Source organism: Pseudomonas sp. NY15437, assembly GCF_048068435.1.
Lineage (GTDB): Bacteria > Pseudomonadota > Gammaproteobacteria > Pseudomonadales > Pseudomonadaceae > Pseudomonas > Pseudomonas nitroreducens_B.
The window spans coordinates 1-17,507 of sequence record NZ_JBLUQC010000013.1 but is presented as its reverse complement, the minus strand read 5'-3'; the positions used below and the strand labels follow the sequence as shown (position 1 = coordinate 17,507).

At 57.5% G+C, this 17,507-nt stretch carries 18 protein-coding genes and 1 other RNA gene; 14 read left to right on the top strand and 5 right to left on the bottom strand.

Going from position 1 to position 17,507, the window contains the following annotated elements:
• Window positions 1-168 precede the first annotated feature (168 nt).
• From ACNFIA_RS24470 to ACNFIA_RS24445, 6 genes are all read left to right on the top strand, one after another.
• A complete protein-coding gene (locus ACNFIA_RS24470) occupies window positions 169-828 on the top strand; it encodes a GntR family transcriptional regulator (RefSeq protein ID WP_416789446.1) in 660 nt (219 codons plus the stop codon).
• A 21-nt stretch (window positions 829-849) separates the two neighbouring features.
• Complete coding sequence (gene smc / locus ACNFIA_RS24465) at window positions 850-4,338, top strand: chromosome segregation protein SMC (RefSeq protein ID WP_416789443.1); 3,489 nt, start codon at window positions 850-852, stop codon at window positions 4,336-4,338.
• Between the two features lie 301 nt (window positions 4,339-4,639).
• A complete protein-coding gene (gene zipA, locus ACNFIA_RS24460; RefSeq protein ID WP_259755901.1) occupies window positions 4,640-5,536 on the top strand; it encodes a cell division protein ZipA in 897 nt (298 codons plus the stop codon).
• Between the two features lie 87 nt (window positions 5,537-5,623).
• Complete coding sequence (ligA, locus tag ACNFIA_RS24455) at window positions 5,624-8,011, top strand: NAD-dependent DNA ligase LigA (protein WP_416789439.1); 2,388 nt, start codon at window positions 5,624-5,626, stop codon at window positions 8,009-8,011.
• 53 nt (window positions 8,012-8,064) lie between these two features.
• Window positions 8,065-8,343 carry an HU family DNA-binding protein gene (locus tag ACNFIA_RS24450; RefSeq protein ID WP_024763913.1) on the top strand — a complete coding sequence of 93 codons (279 nt, stop codon included), beginning with the start codon at window positions 8,065-8,067 and terminating at the stop codon, window positions 8,341-8,343.
• Between the two features lie 66 nt (window positions 8,344-8,409).
• The gene (locus tag ACNFIA_RS24445; protein ID WP_416789436.1) at window positions 8,410-8,787 is read left to right on the top strand and encodes a hypothetical protein; all 378 of its coding nucleotides are present in this window, start codon (window positions 8,410-8,412) and stop codon (window positions 8,785-8,787) included.
• Between the two features lie 5 nt (window positions 8,788-8,792).
• On the opposite strand, the gene ACNFIA_RS24440 is transcribed toward ACNFIA_RS24445, so the two are convergent.
• Window positions 8,793-9,164, bottom strand: a complete 372-nt coding sequence (locus ACNFIA_RS24440) for a hypothetical protein (RefSeq protein ID WP_416789433.1) — start codon at window positions 9,162-9,164, stop codon at window positions 8,793-8,795.
• A 239-nt stretch (window positions 9,165-9,403) separates the two neighbouring features.
• Between ACNFIA_RS24440 and ffs the strand changes: the two genes are divergently transcribed.
• The 5 genes from ffs to ACNFIA_RS24415 all read left to right on the top strand — a co-directional run bounded on the left by ffs (window position 9,404) and on the right by ACNFIA_RS24415 (window position 13,097).
• An RNA gene (gene ffs, locus ACNFIA_RS24435) (signal recognition particle sRNA small type) lies at window positions 9,404-9,500 on the top strand.
• 702 nt (window positions 9,501-10,202) lie between these two features.
• Entirely contained in the window at window positions 10,203-10,448 is a 246-nt protein-coding gene (locus ACNFIA_RS24430; protein ID WP_416789430.1) for a hypothetical protein, read from the top strand.
• A gap of 366 nt (window positions 10,449-10,814) precedes the next feature.
• Entirely contained in the window at window positions 10,815-11,408 is a 594-nt protein-coding gene (locus ACNFIA_RS24425; protein WP_416789426.1) for a hypothetical protein, read from the top strand.
• 9 nt (window positions 11,409-11,417) lie between these two features.
• The gene (locus ACNFIA_RS24420) at window positions 11,418-12,251 is read left to right on the top strand and encodes a DUF2971 domain-containing protein (protein WP_416789423.1); all 834 of its coding nucleotides are present in this window, start codon (window positions 11,418-11,420) and stop codon (window positions 12,249-12,251) included.
• A gap of 42 nt (window positions 12,252-12,293) precedes the next feature.
• Window positions 12,294-13,097: a hypothetical protein gene (locus tag ACNFIA_RS24415; protein ID WP_416789420.1), complete on the top strand. Its 804-nt coding sequence runs from the start codon at window positions 12,294-12,296 to the stop codon at window positions 13,095-13,097.
• Between the two features lie 208 nt (window positions 13,098-13,305).
• Here the strand turns inward: ACNFIA_RS24415 and ACNFIA_RS24410 are convergent, their stop codons facing one another.
• From ACNFIA_RS24410 to ACNFIA_RS24400, 3 genes are all read right to left on the bottom strand, one after another.
• Complete coding sequence (locus ACNFIA_RS24410) at window positions 13,306-14,010, bottom strand: recombinase family protein (RefSeq protein WP_416789417.1); 705 nt, start codon at window positions 14,008-14,010, stop codon at window positions 13,306-13,308.
• 306 nt (window positions 14,011-14,316) lie between these two features.
• The gene (locus ACNFIA_RS24405; RefSeq protein ID WP_416789414.1) at window positions 14,317-15,060 is read right to left on the bottom strand and encodes a hypothetical protein; all 744 of its coding nucleotides are present in this window, start codon (window positions 15,058-15,060) and stop codon (window positions 14,317-14,319) included.
• Window positions 15,061-15,140: 80 nt separating this feature from the next.
• Window positions 15,141-15,350 carry a helix-turn-helix domain-containing protein gene (locus ACNFIA_RS24400; RefSeq protein ID WP_416789684.1) on the bottom strand — a complete coding sequence of 70 codons (210 nt, stop codon included), beginning with the start codon at window positions 15,348-15,350 and terminating at the stop codon, window positions 15,141-15,143.
• A 194-nt stretch (window positions 15,351-15,544) separates the two neighbouring features.
• Here ACNFIA_RS24400 and ACNFIA_RS24395 point away from each other — a divergent pair, with 194 nt between their 5' ends.
• Both ACNFIA_RS24395 and ACNFIA_RS24390 read left to right on the top strand, forming a co-directional pair.
• A complete protein-coding gene (locus ACNFIA_RS24395; RefSeq protein WP_416789411.1) occupies window positions 15,545-15,949 on the top strand; it encodes a hypothetical protein in 405 nt (134 codons plus the stop codon).
• A 35-nt stretch (window positions 15,950-15,984) separates the two neighbouring features.
• Window positions 15,985-16,605 (top strand): zinc ribbon domain-containing protein, encoded by a 621-nt coding sequence (locus tag ACNFIA_RS24390; protein WP_416789408.1) that lies wholly within the window; start codon window positions 15,985-15,987, stop codon window positions 16,603-16,605.
• A gap of 481 nt (window positions 16,606-17,086) precedes the next feature.
• Here the strand turns inward: ACNFIA_RS24390 and ACNFIA_RS24385 are convergent, their stop codons facing one another.
• Window positions 17,087-17,269, bottom strand: coding sequence for a helix-turn-helix domain-containing protein (locus tag ACNFIA_RS24385; RefSeq protein WP_416789682.1), 183 nt, complete (start codon window positions 17,267-17,269; stop codon window positions 17,087-17,089).
• 135 nt (window positions 17,270-17,404) lie between these two features.
• Between ACNFIA_RS24385 and ACNFIA_RS24380 the strand changes: the two genes are divergently transcribed.
• Window positions 17,405-17,507 (top strand): transposase (locus ACNFIA_RS24380; protein WP_416788720.1); only part of this gene is annotated, 103 nt, incomplete at its 3' end.

Here is a 17,507-nt window from a genome sequence, read left to right as displayed (position 1 = left end):
CGTCTCTTGTGTAGGATTGTCAGACAATCCTGCGCCTGATCCGGGCAGTGGACGCACCAACCTTTGTTCAGTCGTCCGCCCCAGGCAGGAGATGGCGCGGTAACACCCTGTGTTACACTTGGCGTCCGCAACACCCCCTCGAAAGCGCCCCGATTCTTAAGGACAACCATGACGTTCAAGGCCCCGGACAGCCTGGCTGAGCAGATCGCGCACCACCTTGCCGAACGCATCATCCGGGGCGAACTCAAGGAGCGCGAGCGCATCCAGGAACAGAAGGTCACCCAGACCCTCAACGTCAGCCGCGGCTCGGTCCGCGAAGCGCTGCTGATCCTCGAACGCCGCCACCTGGTCGTCATCCTGCCGCGCCGGGGCGCGCAGGTGTCCGAACTGTCCGCCGCCCATGTCGAAAGCCTCTACGCGCTGGTGATGGAGCTGTACATCATGCTCGCCAGCGCCGTGGCGCGGACCTGGCGCAAAGAGGCTGACCTGGCGCCCTTCATGGCGATCCAGCAGCGCCTGCTGGACAACCTCGAACGCGGCGACATCAACGCGTTCGTCGAATCCAGCTTCGACATCATGCGCGCCGCCTTCCCGTTCGCCGCCAACCCCTACCTGCAGGAAACCGTGGAAAATCTCCTGCCGGCGATCAGTCGCACCTATCATCTGGCCCTGGAGCGTCGCAAAGGCGAGATGAGCCAGTTCATCGGCAGCTTCGAAAGCCTGTTGCGCGCGGTGGTGGCCCGGGACGAGGCGGGCATCCGCGCGGTCCTGCTCGACTACGGTCGGCACAACAGCCAACTGGTCCTGGCCGCGCTGGCTGAACGATAAGAAGAAGGGGGAAGAGGGCGCATGCGGCTCAAGTGCATCAAGCTGGCGGGCTTCAAGTCCTTCGTCGACCCGACGACGGTCAATTTCCCGAGCAACATGGCGGCCGTGGTCGGCCCCAATGGTTGCGGAAAGTCCAACATCATCGACGCCGTTCGCTGGGTGATGGGCGAGAGTTCGGCGAAGAACCTCCGGGGCGAGTCGATGACCGACGTCATCTTCAATGGCTCCAACACGCGCAAGCCGGTGACCCAGGCGTCCATCGAGCTGGTGTTCGACAACTCCGACCAGACCCTGCTGGGCGAATACGCCAGCTACGCCGAGATTTCCATCCGCCGCCGCGTGACCCGCGACGGCCAGAACACCTACTTCCTCAACGGCACCAAGTGCCGGCGCCGTGATATCACCGACATTTTCCTCGGCACCGGTCTGGGCCCGCGCAGCTACTCGATCATCGAGCAGGGCATGATCTCCAAGCTGATCGAGGCCAAGCCGGAGGACCTGCGCAATTTCATCGAGGAAGCCGCCGGCATCTCCAAGTACAAGGAGCGCCGCCGCGAGACCGAGAACCGCATCCGCCGCACCCAGGAGAACCTGGCGCGCCTCACCGACCTGCGCGAAGAGCTGGAACGCCAGCTGGAACGCCTGCACCGCCAGGCCCAGTCGGCGGAGAAGTACCAGGAGTTCAAGGCCGAGGAACGCACCCTCAAGGCCCAGCTCGGCGCCTTGCGCTGGCGCGACCTGAACGAGCAGGTCGGGCAGAAGGAAAAGGTCATCGGCGACCAGGAAGTCGCCTTCGAGGCCCTGGTGGCCGAGCAGCGCAGCGCCGACGCCAGCATCGAGCGCCTGCGTGACGGCCACCATGAGCTATCGGAAACCTTCAACCAGGTGCAGGGCCGCTTCTATTCCGTAGGCGGCGACATCGCCCGCGTCGAACAGAGCATCCAGCACGGCCAGCAGCGCCTGCGCCAGTTGCAGGACGACCTGCGCGAGGCGGAGAAATCCCGCCAGGAAACCGAATCCCACCTGGGCCACGACCGCACCCTGCTGGCCACGCTGGGCGAGGAACTGGAGCGCCTGGCCCCGGAGCAGGAAATCAGCGCCGCCGCCGCCGAAGAGGCCAGCGCCGGCCTGGAAGAAGCCGAGCAGCGCATGCACGACTGGCAGCAGCGCTGGGACGCCTTCAACCAGCAGAGCGCCGAACCGCGCCGCGAGGCGGAAGTGCAGCAGTCGCGCATCCAGCACTTGGAGCAGAGCCTGGAGCGCCAGGCCGAACGCCAGCGCCGCCTGAACGACGAGCGCGCGCAACTGGCCGCCGATCCGGAAGACGCCGCGATCCTCGAACTGGGCGAGCAGGTGGCGGCCATCGAATTGCTGCTGGAAGAGTCGCAGATCCAGGAGCAGGAGCTGGCCGAGCGCCTGGAGCAGGTGCGCCAGTCCCTGCAGGAAAGCACCGCCGCGCAGCACCAGGCGCAGGGCGAGTTGCAACGCCTGAACGGGCGCATCGCCTCGCTGGAGGCGCTGCAGCAGGCGGCGCTCGATCCGGGCGATGGCACCGCGCAATGGCTGCGCCAGCAGGGCCTGGAGCAACGTCCGCGTCTTGCCGAAGGCCTGCGCGTGCAGCCGGGCTGGGAGCTGGCGGTGGAAACCGTGCTCGGCGCCGACCTGCACGGCGTGCTGCTGGATGATGTGAAGGGCTTGCCGTTCGATGCGCTGGAGAAGGGCGAGCTGCGCCTGCTCGATCTGGCCGCCGGCGCCGTTTCCCGCCCTGGCAGCCTGCTGGAGAAGGTCGAGGCGAATGTCGACCTGAGCGAATGGCTGGGGCGCGTGCGGCCGGTGGAAAGCCTGGAGCAGGCGCTGGCCCAGCGTGCTTCGCTGGGGGATGGCGAAAGCCTGATCAGTCGCGACGGCTACTGGGTCGGCCGCCACTACCTGCGCGTGCGCCGCGGTGAATCCGCCGATGGTGGCGTGCTGGCGCGCGGCCAGGAGCTGGAGCGCCTGTATGCCGAGCGCGAGACGCTGGAGCAGCGCCTGGCTGAAATCGACGAACTACTGGTGCGCCTGCGCGATGAGCAGCGCCAGGCCGAAGAAGGCCGCGACCAGGTGCGCCGCCGTCTGCAGGACGAAGGCCGCCGCCAGGGCGAGCTGAAGGCGCAGTTGTCCGCGCAGCAGGCCAAGGTCGAGCAGCTGACCCTCCGCCGCCGCCGTCTGGACGAAGAACTGGCCGAACTGGCCGAGCAGCACGCCATCGAGCAGGAACAGCTGGGCGAAGCCCGTCTGAACCTGCAGGAAGCGCTGGACGCCATGGCGGTGGACACCGAGCGCCGTGAGGCGCTGCTGGCCGAGCGCGACGGCATGCGCGAGCGGCTCGACCGCATCCGCCAGGAGTCCCGCCAGCACAAGGACCACGCCCACCAGTTGGCCGTGCGCGTCGGCTCGCTGCGCGCCCAGCACGAATCCACCCGCCAGGCCCTGGAGCGCCTGGACAGCCAGGCGGTGCGCCTGGTCGAGCGTTGCGAGCAGCTCAACCTCAACCTGGAGGAGGGCGCTGCGCCGCTGGAAGAACTGCGCATGCGCCTGGAGGAGTTGCTCGACCGGCGCATGGCTGTCGAGGACGAACTCAAGCACGCGCGCCTGGCCCTGGAAGACGCCGACCGCCAGCTGCGCGATGCCGAGAAGCGCCGCACCCAGGCCGAGCAGCAGTCGCAATTGCTGCGTGGCCAGCTGGAACAGCAGCGCATGGAATGGCAGGCGCTGAGCGTGCGCCGCAAATCGCTGCAGGAGCAGCTCCACGAGGACGGCTACGACCTGCACGGGGTGCTCGCCACGCTGCCCCATGACGCCGCCGAAAGGGTCTGGGAAACGCGCCTGGAAGAACTGGCCGCGCGCATCGGCCGCCTGGGTCCGATCAACCTCGCGGCGATCGAGGAATACCAGCAGCAATCGGAGCGCAAGCGCTACCTGGACGACCAGAACGACGACCTGGTGGAGGCGCTGGAGACCCTGGAAAACGTCATCCGCAAGATCGACAAGGAAACCCGCAACCGCTTCAAGGAAACCTTCGACCAGATCAATGCTGGCCTTCAGGCATTGTTCCCCAAGGTTTTCGGCGGCGGTCACGCCTATCTGGAACTTACCGGCGAGGATCTACTCGATACCGGGGTGGCGATCATGGCGCGGCCGCCCGGCAAGAAGAACAGCACCATCCATCTTCTGTCCGGCGGCGAGAAGGCCCTGACCGCTCTGGCGCTGGTGTTTGCGATCTTCCAGCTGAACCCGGCACCGTTCTGCATGCTCGATGAAGTCGATGCGCCGCTGGACGATGCCAACGTCGGCCGCTATGCACGACTGGTGAAGGAAATGTCCGAGAAAGTGCAGTTCATCTATATCACCCACAACAAGATCGCCATGGAGATGGCCGATCAATTGATGGGCGTGACCATGCATGAACCGGGTTGTTCGCGCCTGGTGGCGGTGGATGTGGAAGAGGCTGTTGCGTTGGCCGAAGCGTGATCGCGCAGGCCAACTCGAAGGATGCTGGCCAGGTGCTTTTTTTCAGCCTAAGGCCTTGATTTGATTGGGGTAGGCTATATTTGGCAAGCGCAAGTGGCGACGGCTATGAAAAGTTGCAAAGTGCGCGGCGGAGTATGGCTTCAGGCAGTGTAAAGTTATGTGAGAGCGTGTTAGCTTAACGCCCACTTTTGTATCGCGTGGAAAACATCAGTCAGAACATGAAGTTGGCTCCACGTTTTCAAGGGATAGGATGTCCTTTTTTTCATCATCATCATTTTTTGTTCAGGGGCTACGGGATTAGATGGATATCGGTCTGCGCGAATGGCTGATCGTCATTGGGCTTATCGTCATCGCCGGCATTCTGTTCGACGGCTGGCGTCGTATGCGGGGCGGCAAGGGCAAGTTGCGGTTCAAGCTGGATCGCCAGTTTGCCAACCAGCCCGATGACGGGGATGACAGCAATCCGGAACTGCTCGGGCCTTCCCGGGTGGTCGAGCACCGCGAACCGGCACTGGACGAGGAAGACCTGCCCAAGGTCAGCGCCAAGGAATCGCGCGGCAAGCGCCGTGGCGAACCGCGCCAGGGCGACCTGAACCTGGACGACCCGGCCCCGAACCTGCTCGGCCCGCTGGACGAAGAGGATTTCCCCAACCCGCTGGACGAGTCCGCGCAGGAAAAGGAAAAGCCCAGGAAGGACCGCAAGAAGGACAAGGAGCGTGCCGCTCCCGCGGCGGCCGCTGCGACCTCGTCCGCGCCTCAGGCACCGGTCGAGGAAGTGCTGATCATCAACGTCATCAGCCGCGACGAAACCGGCTTCAAGGGCCCGGCTCTGCTGCAGAACATCCTCGAAAGCGGCCTGCGCTACGGCGAGATGGACATCTTCCACCGCCACGAGAGCATGGCCGGCAACGGCGAAGTGCTGTTCTCCATGGCCAACGCGGTCAAGCCGGGCACCTTCGATCTGGACAACATCGACCAGTTCAGCACCCGCGCCGTGAGCTTCTTCCTCGGCCTGCCGGGCCCGCGCCATCCCAAGCAGGCGTTCGACGTGATGATCGCCGCCGCGCGCAAGCTGGCCCAGGAGCTCAATGGCGAGCTGAAGGACGAGCAGCGCAGCGTGATGACCGCCCAGACCATCGAGCACTACCGCCAGCGCATCATCGACTTCGAGCGACGCGCCCTGACCCAGAAGCGCTAAGCTTTCCGCACGCTGCACAAAAAGCCCCAAGCAACCCTTGGGGCTTCGCATTTCTAGCCGCAACCCCTTGCCGCCCGAGATTCCCGCATGACCGACGCCCAAACCGCAGCCGAACGCATCGCCCAGCTGCGCAGCGAACTCGACGACCATAACTACCGCTACTACGTGCTCGACGAGCCGAGCGTGCCGGACGCCGAGTACGACCGCCTGTTCCGCGAGCTGAAGGCGCTGGAGACCGAGCATCCGGAACTGGTCACCCCCGAGTCGCCGACCCAGCGCGTCGGCGGTGCGGCTGCCTCGGCCTTCGGCGAGGTGCGCCACGAAGTGCCGATGCTCAGCCTGGGCAACGCCTTCGAGGAGCAGGACCTCAACGACTTCGACCGCCGCGTGCGCGAAGGCCTGGCGGACCTGCTGCCGGCCTCGGACCTGTTCGGCGGCGGCGCCGAGGTGGAGTACAGCTGCGAACCCAAGCTCGACGGCCTGGCGGTGAGCCTGCTGTACGAGAACGGTGTGCTGACCCGCGGCGCCACCCGCGGCGATGGCACCACCGGCGAAGACATCAGCGTCAACGTGCGCACCATCCGCAACGTGCCGCTGCGCCTGAAGGGCGAGGGCTGGCCGGCGGTGCTGGAGGTGCGCGGCGAAGTGTTCATGTCCAAGGCCGGTTTCGAGGCGCTCAACCAGCGGCAGATGGAAGCCGGTGGCAAGACGTTCGCCAACCCGCGCAACGCCGCGGCCGGCAGCCTGCGACAGCTGGATTCGAAGATCACCGCCAGCCGCCCGCTGGAGTTCTGCTGCTACGGTTTCGGCCGCGTCGAGGGCGGCACGCTGCCCGGCACCCAGGTCGGCATCCTCGAAGCGCTCAAGGGCTGGGGCATCCCGATCAGCCGCGAGCTGAAGCTGGCCAAGGGGGTCGAGGGCTGCCGCGCCTACTACGAGGACATCGGCGCCCGCCGCGACAGCCTCGCCTATGAGATCGACGGCGTGGTGTTCAAGGTCAACCGCATCGACTTCCAGCGTGAGCTGGGCTTCCGCGCCCGCGAGCCGCGCTGGGCGATCGCCCACAAGTTCCCGGCGCGGGAAGAGCTGACCGAGCTGCTCGACGTGGAATTCCAGGTCGGCCGTACCGGCGCCGTGACGCCGGTGGCGCGCCTGAAGCCGGTGCAGGTGGCCGGCGTGACCGTCTCCAATGCCACCCTGCACAATATGGACGAGGTCGCCCGCCTGGGCCTGATGATCGGCGACACCGTGATCATCCGCCGCGCTGGCGATGTGATTCCGCAGGTCATGCAGGTGGTCACCGAGCGCCGCCCGGCGGACGCCCGCCCGGTGGAGATTCCCACCCAGTGCCCGGTGTGCGGCTCGCAGGTCGAGCGCACCCAGCTGGTCAAGCGCAGCAAGGGCAAGGAGTCGGTCAGCGAGGGGGCGATCTACCGCTGCGTCGGCCGACTGTTCTGCCAGGCTCAGCTCAAGCAGGCGATCATCCACTTCGTGTCACGCCGCGCGATGGATATCGACGGCCTCGGCGACAAGATCGTCGAGCAGCTGGTGGACAAGGGGCTGGTGAAGTCGCCGGCGGACCTCTACACCCTGACGTTCGAGCAGGTCATCGAGCTGGAGGGCTTCGCCGAAGTCTCCACGCGCAACCTGCTCGCCGCGATCGCCGACAGTCGCAAGCCGACGCTGGCGCGCTTCGTCTTCGCCCTGGGCATCCCCGACGTCGGCGAGGAGACCGCCAAGCTGCTGGCGCGCTCGCTCGGCTCCCTGGCGCGCATCCAGAAGGCGCTGCCGGAAGTGCTCACCTACCTGCCGGATGTCGGCGGCGAAGTGGCCTATGAGATCCACAATTTCTTCGACGATGAGCACAACCGCGAGGTCATCGCGCAATTGCTCGAGCGTGGCGTCGAGCTGCAGGACGAAGGCGAGGTGTCTGCCGAGTTCGCCGCCGTCGCCACGCTGGCCGGCTTCATCGACAAGCTGAACATCCCCTTCATCGCCGCCACCGGCGCCGAGAAGCTGGCTGACCGGACCGGCAGCCTTGATGCCCTGGTTACCCTCAGCCAGGACTGGCTCGACCTCAGCACCCTGAAAGGGGTGAACGAAAAGGCCAAGCAGTCGGTGCGCGAGTATTTCGCGGATGCCGCCCGCGTCGAGCGCGCCAGGGCGGTCGAGGCGCAGCTGGCCGAGTTCGGCATGCACTGGCGCAGCGAGCGCAAGGTGGTCGAAGGCCTGCCGCTGGCCGGACAGACCTGGGTGCTCACCGGTACGCTCGAAGCCATGAGCCGCGATGTGGCCAAGGAGAAGCTCGAAAGCCTGGGCGCCAAGGTCGCCGGCTCCGTCTCGGCCAAGACCCACTGCGTGGTCGCAGGGCCTGGCGCGGGTTCGAAATTGGCCAAGGCCCAGGAACTTGGCGTCGCCGTGATGGACGAAGAGCAGCTGATCACGCTGCTGGCCGACCACGGCATCGGCGCCTGACACGCCTTTCTTTCGATCAACGAATCACGATCAACGCATCAAGGAGTCAATCCATGCCCATGACCAAGGACCAACTGGTTCGCGATATCGCCGAATCCCTCGACCTGACCCAGGCCGCTGTGCGCGGCGTGTTCGAGCAACTGGCGCAGATCGCCCAGGACGCCCTGGAGAACGACGGTGAGCTGACCCTGCCGGGCATCGGCAAGCTCAAGGTCAGCGAGCGCGCCGCCCGCACCGGCCGCAACCCGCAGACCGGCAAGACCATCGAGATCGCCGCGAAGAAGGCGGTGCGCCTGGTGCCGGCCAAGGCGCTGGTTGACAGCCTGAACTGATCGGCGGGCCCGTTTCGCCCAGCGAGGATTCGGTGCGGGGCGGGCCATCCGTGAGCGGAGAGCACGATGGACAAGGCAAGAAAGCAGCGCCTGCTCGGCGTGGCGGCATTGGTGCTGCTGTTCGGGGCCTACGTGGCCTGGACCGAGCGCCCGCAGATCGTCCTGCATTACGACGGCGTGGGCGGCCCTGCGGTGAGTTACAGCTTCAAGGAAAACGGCGAGGAAACCCTCGCGGGCGAGATCAAGCCGGGTGAGGCGCGCGCCTTCCCGCTGCGCCTGCTGCGTTCGGGCGAGTATCGCGTCGCCTTCCAGTTCCACCAGGGCGCAGAGCGCTATTCGACCTTCAGCACCCGTCCGGGCTACAGCAAGATGGACCTGTTCATCGGGCCGAACCTGGAAGTTTCCACCCAGCCTCGGCCCGAGGGCTTGCTCCAGGGGCAATAACGCCCTTACAGGTATTCGGCCACCAGCACCACATTGCGCTGGCCCGCAGCGACGCCGCCCTGGGTGACCTCGCGGATCACACTGTCGGCATCGCCGGTGGCGGTGATGCCCCTGCCCAGCGCCTTGCCGTGCATATCGGTCAGCCGATAGCTCACGCTGGGTTGCGCGCCGCGGGGTTCGTTCAGCATCATCGTCAACACCTGGCCGCATTCGCTCAGCTGCACGTGTGCGCTGCGGTCAGTAACGTCGCTCAGCCCGACCTGACAGGTCGGCTCGACCACTGCACCACTGAAGTAGATGATGCCGTCATAGGCCATCAGCGGGGTGGAGCAGAGCAGGGCGGCAAGGGTGGTGGAACGCAGGGCAACGGACATCATGGCTTTCTCGCTCTGAATGGCCCGTCCTTGATTGGCGGGGTCTCTATTCAGGGCGTCGGCGCAAGAGGAAATTTCTTTATAGCGCGTGAAGCGATTCTCGAAATAATCGCCCGGATTAGTGATGACGGTCAGGAATTTCCTGAAGGGCAGCGCTAAGTGCTTGAAGTACTTGTAAGTTGCGCTCAAGCCGCTACAATGGCGCGGCTCGCCGATCTGGCGAGTTCTCGCGATGGTGGCCCTGTCGGTCCCCCCGCAACGATTACCCGTTAACCTGGTCAGGTCCGGAAGGAAGCAGCCATAGCGGGGACATTGTGTGCCGGGGTGTGGCTGGCGGGGCCGCCTCCATTTCGTAAGTCCTTAATTCTAAAGGACTTTCTCTCCTGAAAATCTCTGAGTGTGACAGCGCCTTGGTACACCTGTGTGGTGCACCGCGATTGCACGCTACAGCATTTCCTTTGCCCTTCCTAGATAGCCTTCGAAATCCCCGCAAAGCCAGCTTTTGAGCGCCAGAAGCTGTCGATGAGCTGGCTCGCCAGTTGGCACCGATCTGGGTCGTTTTCGTGATGAAATATCTAGTTACAAATCGTCGGCAGTTAATTGGCGATTCGATTAGATGGAGGCGTTGGGCTTCTTAAATCTTGGATGTGCAAGGATTTTTCATCTCAGCTGTGGGGCTGATCACATATTGTCCACTTTTCACGCACATTTTATCCACAAGACTCCCCCGTTAGGTCGCCTTGCAAACGCATTTTGGCACCGTATCATGTGGTCTGTAGCGATTTGCGACCCAAGATGTAGTGGTTGCTTCTGCTGCATCCTGCGTACTGAGTGAAGGTAAGACTACGGGTAGTGCCGCTTCCGTCGACCAAAACTTGGCGACACCACCCGTACCACCTGAACCAAGCGACAGGAATGACGCTGGTCCTGATAGGGGTGGGTATTCAGCCTAGTATTGCTCGCTGTCGTCAATGGGCAATCTGCTAAGCGGTTTCCTCTATTTGGGCGAGCATTTGACTGCCTGATAAGAGGTTCATTGTCATGACCAACCGCAAGACCACTTCTGGCGACGTATCTAAGCTCGCCTCTGACACTCTCCGCGACCCTAATGCTTCGGCTATCGCGAAGAGCTTGGCTGCATCTGCCCTTTCGCAATCGTCGCCCTCCAAGGAAACGGGGAAGGTGATGGAGACGAAAGCTTCCAAGGTGCTCCAGTCGGAAAAGTACAGCGATGAGACTAAGGCGCTCGCTGCCTCGGTTCTCTCGCAGTCTGACAAGCAGCGCTGAGGGCTGATGCCATGTACACAAACTACTACGTCAATCGCCAAGCTCAGCCCAATGGTGATCATGAAGTTCATCGTGATGACTGCCGCTTCCTCCCATTGAACCGACACTACCTCGGGGTATTTACGAGTTGCTCTGGTGCTGTCGCTGAGGCGCAGCGCCTGGGATTCTATCGGGCAAACGGGTGCTACTTCTGCTCCAATATATGTCATACGAGCTAGCGGAGAGGCGTGTTTAGACAGGGGAGGCGACGAAACTGTCGCCTTTCTGTTTGGAATGCAGGCACATTGTCTAGTAATGGCTGGCTGCAATCTGGTTGGTGATTGATGCTAGCATCGGGCTATCACTTCGATCAGGGACGCACCAATCTTGAATGCCAAGCAGACGATAGAGGAAGTGCGCAATCAGCTCGCGCTTCTCAAGAGGCAAGGAACGCATCAGGTCAATGTTGACGGTTTGGATGCATATCTAAAGGACCTAAGTGCTGCTATAGAGAACAGCATGTCCATTGATCAGATAAACATAGACTTCCAGAAGCAAGAAAATGATTTCAACAACCAATCTGCACAGAGGTTATTCGACTCTGTAATTGGTAATGGGCAAGCCGCACTAAAGACAAGCATTTTGGTTGGTGGAGGCTCCGCTGCGGCGTTATTAGCATTTGCCAGTTCGGCTTGGCGATCATTAAAACCTGAGGGGTTAGAAGCGCTTTCTCTGAGCGTGTTTCTGCTGGCTATCGGAGTTCTATGTTCTGCAATTGCAAGCGGAATGAGCTACGTCGCGCAGTACTTCTTTCATTCCTCGTTCTATGATGAGCATAAAGCGAAAGAGCGAATAGGTCATGGCGCTAACATCGCCAGTAACGCCCTTGTAGTGGTTGCTTATATCTTGTATGGGGTTGCTAGCTGGAATGTATATAAGATGCTCGGATGGCTTGAGATTGTTAAACCTTTCACTGCTTGAGGAGTAAATATGATTATTGGGCTCAAGGATTCCGAGAAATACATATACCACTACCGCAGTGCCGACACTGCCATAAGACATATCCTGCCGACGGGGAAGTTAAGGCTTGGAAAGTACAATTGTACTAATGACCCTAAAGAGGTAAAGGAGTGGAAATTCAATCTTTGGAGCAGCAAAAGTATTGAGCTGCCGGTCCGAGAATGGGATGACTTGTCAAAGTGGCTATCTGGAGAGCTAAAGTCTAAAACTCGTGTTTTATGCTTCTCTCGTGATGAGGATGGGCTTGAGGGGAACCATCTTCTTGATATCTGTAAGAGAGGTTTTTGCAAGCCTCGAATGTGGGCACAGTACGGTGCAAACCACGCTGGCGTATGTCTAATATTTGATAGAGAAAAACTGCTAAGCAACGTGATAACTCAATATGAGGAAAGCTGCTTAATTATTGGTGGTGATGTCGAGTATCGTGATCGTCTAATTGCAGATAATTTTCACCAGGATCAACAGTATCTGATTAATCTTGATGCTCTTGAGGTACTAGGGAGGTCCTCCTATCCGGAAGCTCACATTCATGCGCACTATCAGCGACTTTTCTTTGAGAAGATGACTGACTGGCGGGCGGAGAATGAGTGGCGCTGCGTGCTTTTCTCTAAGACCGACGAAGAGTTGTTCTTGGATTATAAAGATTCGTTAGTAGGGGTGATCTTTGGTAATGATGCATCTGCGGAGTGCATTGCTGAAGTGAAACGACTCAACCAGGGACGAGGGTTGACTTATCAAGCGGTCAGATGGAAGAACTGTGCTCCTTGGTACGATTTTACTGATCCATTGTTTTACGGAAGATAAGACGAAAATCTAGTTTAACAATGTTTAGAGTGGGCGAATAGAATGGAAAAATCATTCGTTCTACTGATGCAGGAGGCATACTTGATGCGCTCTTGCCTCTCAACCGGGTTAACAGCGCTCCGAAAAGCTCATGTCCATAACAGAGGAGAATTCTATATAGCCCTTTTTAACCTTTCTATCGGGCTGGAAAGATTGATGAAGGCAATTGTGATAATTGACCATATGCAGAAAAATGGAGGAAGCGTCCCAACAAGAAAAATATTAAAAGACAAGTACCGACATGGCTTGATTCTGCTTTACGACGCCTGTGCAGCTATCGGAGAACCTCTTGGTATAAAAATCAATGAGAGCAGCTCCCTTGATAAAATAGATAACAGTATCATAAATCTGCTGAACGAATTTGCACAGACGGCCCGCTATCACAATCTTGATGAACTGCATTCGCCATCACAGAATACCGATCCGCTAGAGCAGTTGGAGAACATCCTTTATGACATTCTGAAAAGCGACGTACGACCGGCGACAGTATCTAAAATTATGGCTAGAGCGAAGTTTGTCTCAGATAAGATAAAGGATATAACACACGTAAATATGCTTGATCTAAAGCAGCAACAATTATCCCTACTAGAAACAATCTCTCAGCCTGCACTACATGAGCAAGCTATACGATACGCCGTTCTACGAATAGTGAATATACTTTATCCCCTCAAGAAGCTTCTCGGCAAGATAAGTTTTGATTATCACTATAGCGGCAAGGCGGCATCGAAAGTTCCACTCATGGGGGAGTTTCTGGAGTGGATATGGGACGACAGAAGTTCTGTCCTACGGAAGAAACGCTGGCCATAATCTCCCTGGGAAATCCAGCACCATTAACAGCGGAAACGTTATTTATACACGGAGAAATATCGACCCGTGTGTGGATCGGCGCTTAGTGCCCGAGGGCTTAGGAAGGGGGCTAGGGTGCCGAAATAATCAAATATCGACACGGGCAGGGTCAGGTCCTGCTCTCCTCTTAGCACTGCACAGAGAGCATTCTAGGGCACTTAGCGTAGAGTTACTGAGGGAAGGTAAGACTCAGACGGTCCATAACACGCTGTACAGAGGTCGGAGCCCAGTTGCCGCCCCTTGCAGTTGGTACACCGCTCTCATTCAGGCAATTCGCGAGGGCTTGCAGAGTACGTGCACCTTTGAAAATGCACAGTTCTAGCTTGTCCTTAAGTTCGGCTGCGCGCTCATCAGCTTGAGTCCGTTGTGTGTCACGACCCTTCTGGCGGTTGAGCATGGTGCGGCCCTTCCGAAGCTTATCCTCTCGGTTGGCAACACTGTGCATAGCGTCGATATCACCAGCAGCAGCACTAGCCTCCAACGTCTTCAATGCCGCTTTGGTGCGCTCGCTGATGAAAGTACGTTCCTGCTCAGCCAACACGGCGTATATGTGAAGCTGGAAGGTATCGGCAGTGGGCATCGTGGCGACTTTGAACTGAGCACGCTTCATCAGGCCCGCAATGTGTTCAACGTCGCGGCTGATGCGATCTAGCTTAGCGACTACCACAGGCAGACCGTGTGCAAACGCCTTGGATGCTTCAGGACGCTCAAGAGGGTGCACAGAACCGGATACACCCGAATCAGTGTACTTAGCAACTACTGTCCAACCTTGTTGTTCTGCAGCGATACGGACGTATTCCTCTTGGGCTTTGATACCGAGGCCGGATTCACCCTGACCTTTGGTAGATACCCGGTAGTAAGCAACTACGTCCATGTTCGTGACTCCGATCTGTTGTCGATGGGATGACTTTACATCGGTTACAACGATCGTTCAAGAGTTGTAATGACATGCAAATAAAAAGTTTGACATGTTAAAGACTTCTGACTGTCGATCCTTCTTTTTTGATGAGAATTTATCTTATTACTTGGTTTTCCCGTAATTACCCACCGTAAAGGTGGCTCAATCAGTGTGGAGCGAAGTGTGCTTATCCCCCGGAGTGCAGAGGACGCATGAATGGGGGCTGTGAGGGAATGTACACGCCTGATAAAGCCCGCTCGTGCTGAAGGGGCGATAGTTAATTTAGTGAGTCCCAGAGATAACTCCATTAACGATGAGCCACGAATATATGGCTGCAGTTGAGCTTGCGATTGCGAAAATTATCGGGAGAATGTATTCGCTAAGCCATGGGGTAAATAATGCTCCTTTGATGAAGCCGTAAATCTCGCAGTAAGCTACAAGAATAGCATTTGGGGTCAGATCAGTCTGATAGCCTGAGCTAGTAACTACTCCCTGATCCTTTGCTTGATAAGTGAATGGAATCGAAAGTGATATGGTGTGCTTGTATTGATGACGGAGCTGGTTAATTGATGGCGGAAAGTTGGCGTCCTTCATTAATTCATGCTTTTCTCGGTACAGCATCTGGCAGCAGGGCTGTATTCTTATTACTTTCTGAATTGCTAGTTTGGGGTCGTATTCGGTTTGAGCTTCGCTCTCCATTATTTCCTTTATCAATTTTCTTTTGTGGAAAATTATTGCTCTTTCCATTAAGACATTCTCAGTTACTCGTCTCATGGTTTCGTTTGGAATGATACTTTGTTTTGGGAGTTTTTGAATGTAACGAAGCAGCAGGTAAATGTTGATTATTGCGATTATCACCCAGACGTTATGGGCGTTATCCTTAATTTTTATAGAAACCCCCATCATGCTAATGGAGTTAAGGTCGGCAGAAAAATACCACGCTAGCAGGACAACGGTTGAGTATGCTAAAAGGAATGCCCTGGCTTTCTTCCAGTCGCTATCGATATCGAGCTCGTCTGCGCCCACGATGAATCTCCATTGGTAAAGCGATGACTTTGATCTCTGTGTCATCTACAGCCAGGTGCGGCGAGGATGAGTTAGCCAAGTTATTCGGTTGCTGACGAAATAGCCCTTTCGACGCTGGCAACGATTGCGCTTGGAGAGCACCCCAGCGCTTTGGCGAGCTTGAAGATCACTGTGATGGTCGGCTGGTTGACGCCACGCTCAATCAAGCTTACGTAGTTCCTTTGCACGTCAGCAATGAGAGCTAGCTCCTCCTGCGTTAGACCTGCTTCCTTTCGCTTCTGTCGAAGCACCTTTCCGAATGCTACTGCAACGTCCAAACCCAGTCCCTCATTCTACTGAGGAGGAACTGTCCGCTTTGGCTGCCACTTGGTCTTCACAGTATATTGGTAATGTTGTAGCTGCAATGGCATCATCTGCTGCACCAGGACGCTCTATCGGGCAGCACCTGGACTGGACGCTTGGAGCGCACACCTTGGAGGGTACGATGGAAAAGCGATTGAGGATGGTGGCATTAGGGATGGTCGTGATGCTCGGGGGATGTGCTGCACCTCCTAAGGAGCCGGACATACCCGCGTCTGAGGTTCAGCCGACTCCGGTTTGTGTCGGAGAGGAGCAGTGTTCAAAGATGTGGGGGCGGGCTATTGAAGCGATTTCTACTACCACAGGTATGAAGCTGATGACTGCTACGGATAGCTTCCTTCAAACCTACCCTACTACCAAGATTGGCTACATGAACGGGCAGGTGTACAAAGAGAAGGTTGGCGATCAGAAGTATGCGATCAAAGGGAAATTCGATTGTGGCGGCTATAGCTGGTGCAATCGGTATTTGAACAGGAAGCAGAATCTGTTCAATCTACTTACCCAGGGCTACGATCCGATGACGCATTAGCCAGATTTTTTTGAGAAAACATACAAGGAGCTGTGATGCGCAAGTTTGGGATAATTGCAATCGTGGTGGGGATTATTATGATCATCTCCGCCCTGAGTATGGATGTGTCCGTTGCGACGGGGGGAGGGGGAAGGGTCAATAATATTGGCCTGATGGCTGATCGTCAGAACTACACCATTTTGGGTGGACTGTTCTTCATAGCTGGCATCCTCATGGCGATCTTTGGAGGAAAGTCAGAGAGCAATGCTGTCAGCGTGGGGGAGCGTCAGTGTCCCTTCTGTGCAGAGCTGATTAAAAATCAAGCTATTAAGTGTAAGCATTGTGGTTCTGATGTTGAGCCGGTTAAAGCTGAAGAGCCTATTTATGTTGATCCGCTAAATAGGATTCCTAACAAGGACGGTCTTATTCGGCATTGGGTTGTAGCATTGCCGTTTAGCACTAAAGCTGAGTATGCAAAGGTTAAGGAAGGATTGATTCTGACGGGGATACCGGTCCATTCTGAAACCGACAGATTCCTTAGGGTTGGGCCTTACCCTGTCAAGGACGAAGCGGGGAGGATATTGCAGAAGCTCATGCAGAACTCTTTGCATGGGAATATCGAAGAGTTTTGGGTAGTTCCAGATGAGGGCGTTGAAGTGACGTCTCTTCACGGTTGAGCGTGTAGGTAATGATTTGCGATATATGAAAGAGTATTGCAGGATAGCGCCTACGGCATTGTGACCTGCAAGTTGTTTTTGAGGAGTCGAAGTCTCAGCACAGAAAGAGAAGGGGCTGATGATCACGCCCCAAGTAAAAAACTTGAGCAGAACTCTGAATCTGACGTGCTAACCCAAGAAGCCTCACGTGTCTCAAGACTCTGCACGGTAAACATCAAAGCTTTGGCTACGCCAGTATCCTGATGTATAATCGTGCCGATTCTTGAGAATACTTTTAGCTAAGAGCTGGGCGTAGATTGATCATCGTGTTCTGGATTCTAAAAATTTAGGTTCTAGTAGGTGTTGGTAAAGTATCTATGATTACACGAAAAATTCCTTGGGGAGTGTTCTAAGGAAAATTTCGCCAACCTATGGGGTGTGGAAAAAATCCCTTAGAGAATTCTCTAAGAGAAATTTTCCATACACATACTTTTCAAGGTATCTATGCAGCAACGTGCTCAAGCTGTCTGTATGGTTTTAACCAATCTCTAACAGTTCGTTCACTCTTACTAATAGCTTGGGCTATCGCTTTGATAGCTACGCCCTGCGAATACATCCTCACGGCTTCAGCCTTACGTTCATTCCTGTTAGCTTTGGCATGAGTCTCAGCACGATAAGGATTCATAGCCAGAGAGTCATCAATAACAGCGTTACCAAGTTTCTCTGCTAAGAATTCTGCTACCTGCATATCTTGCACATTGAATCGCCCCTAGTTTCGTAGACACCTCCAAGCCTCATAATGAGGCCCATCAGAGGTGCCATGAGCAACCAGCGTTACCCCGAAGAATTCAAAATCGAAGCGGTCAGACAAGTTACCGAGCGCGGCCTGCGTGTAGCGGATGTGGCGGAGCGTTTGGGTGTGT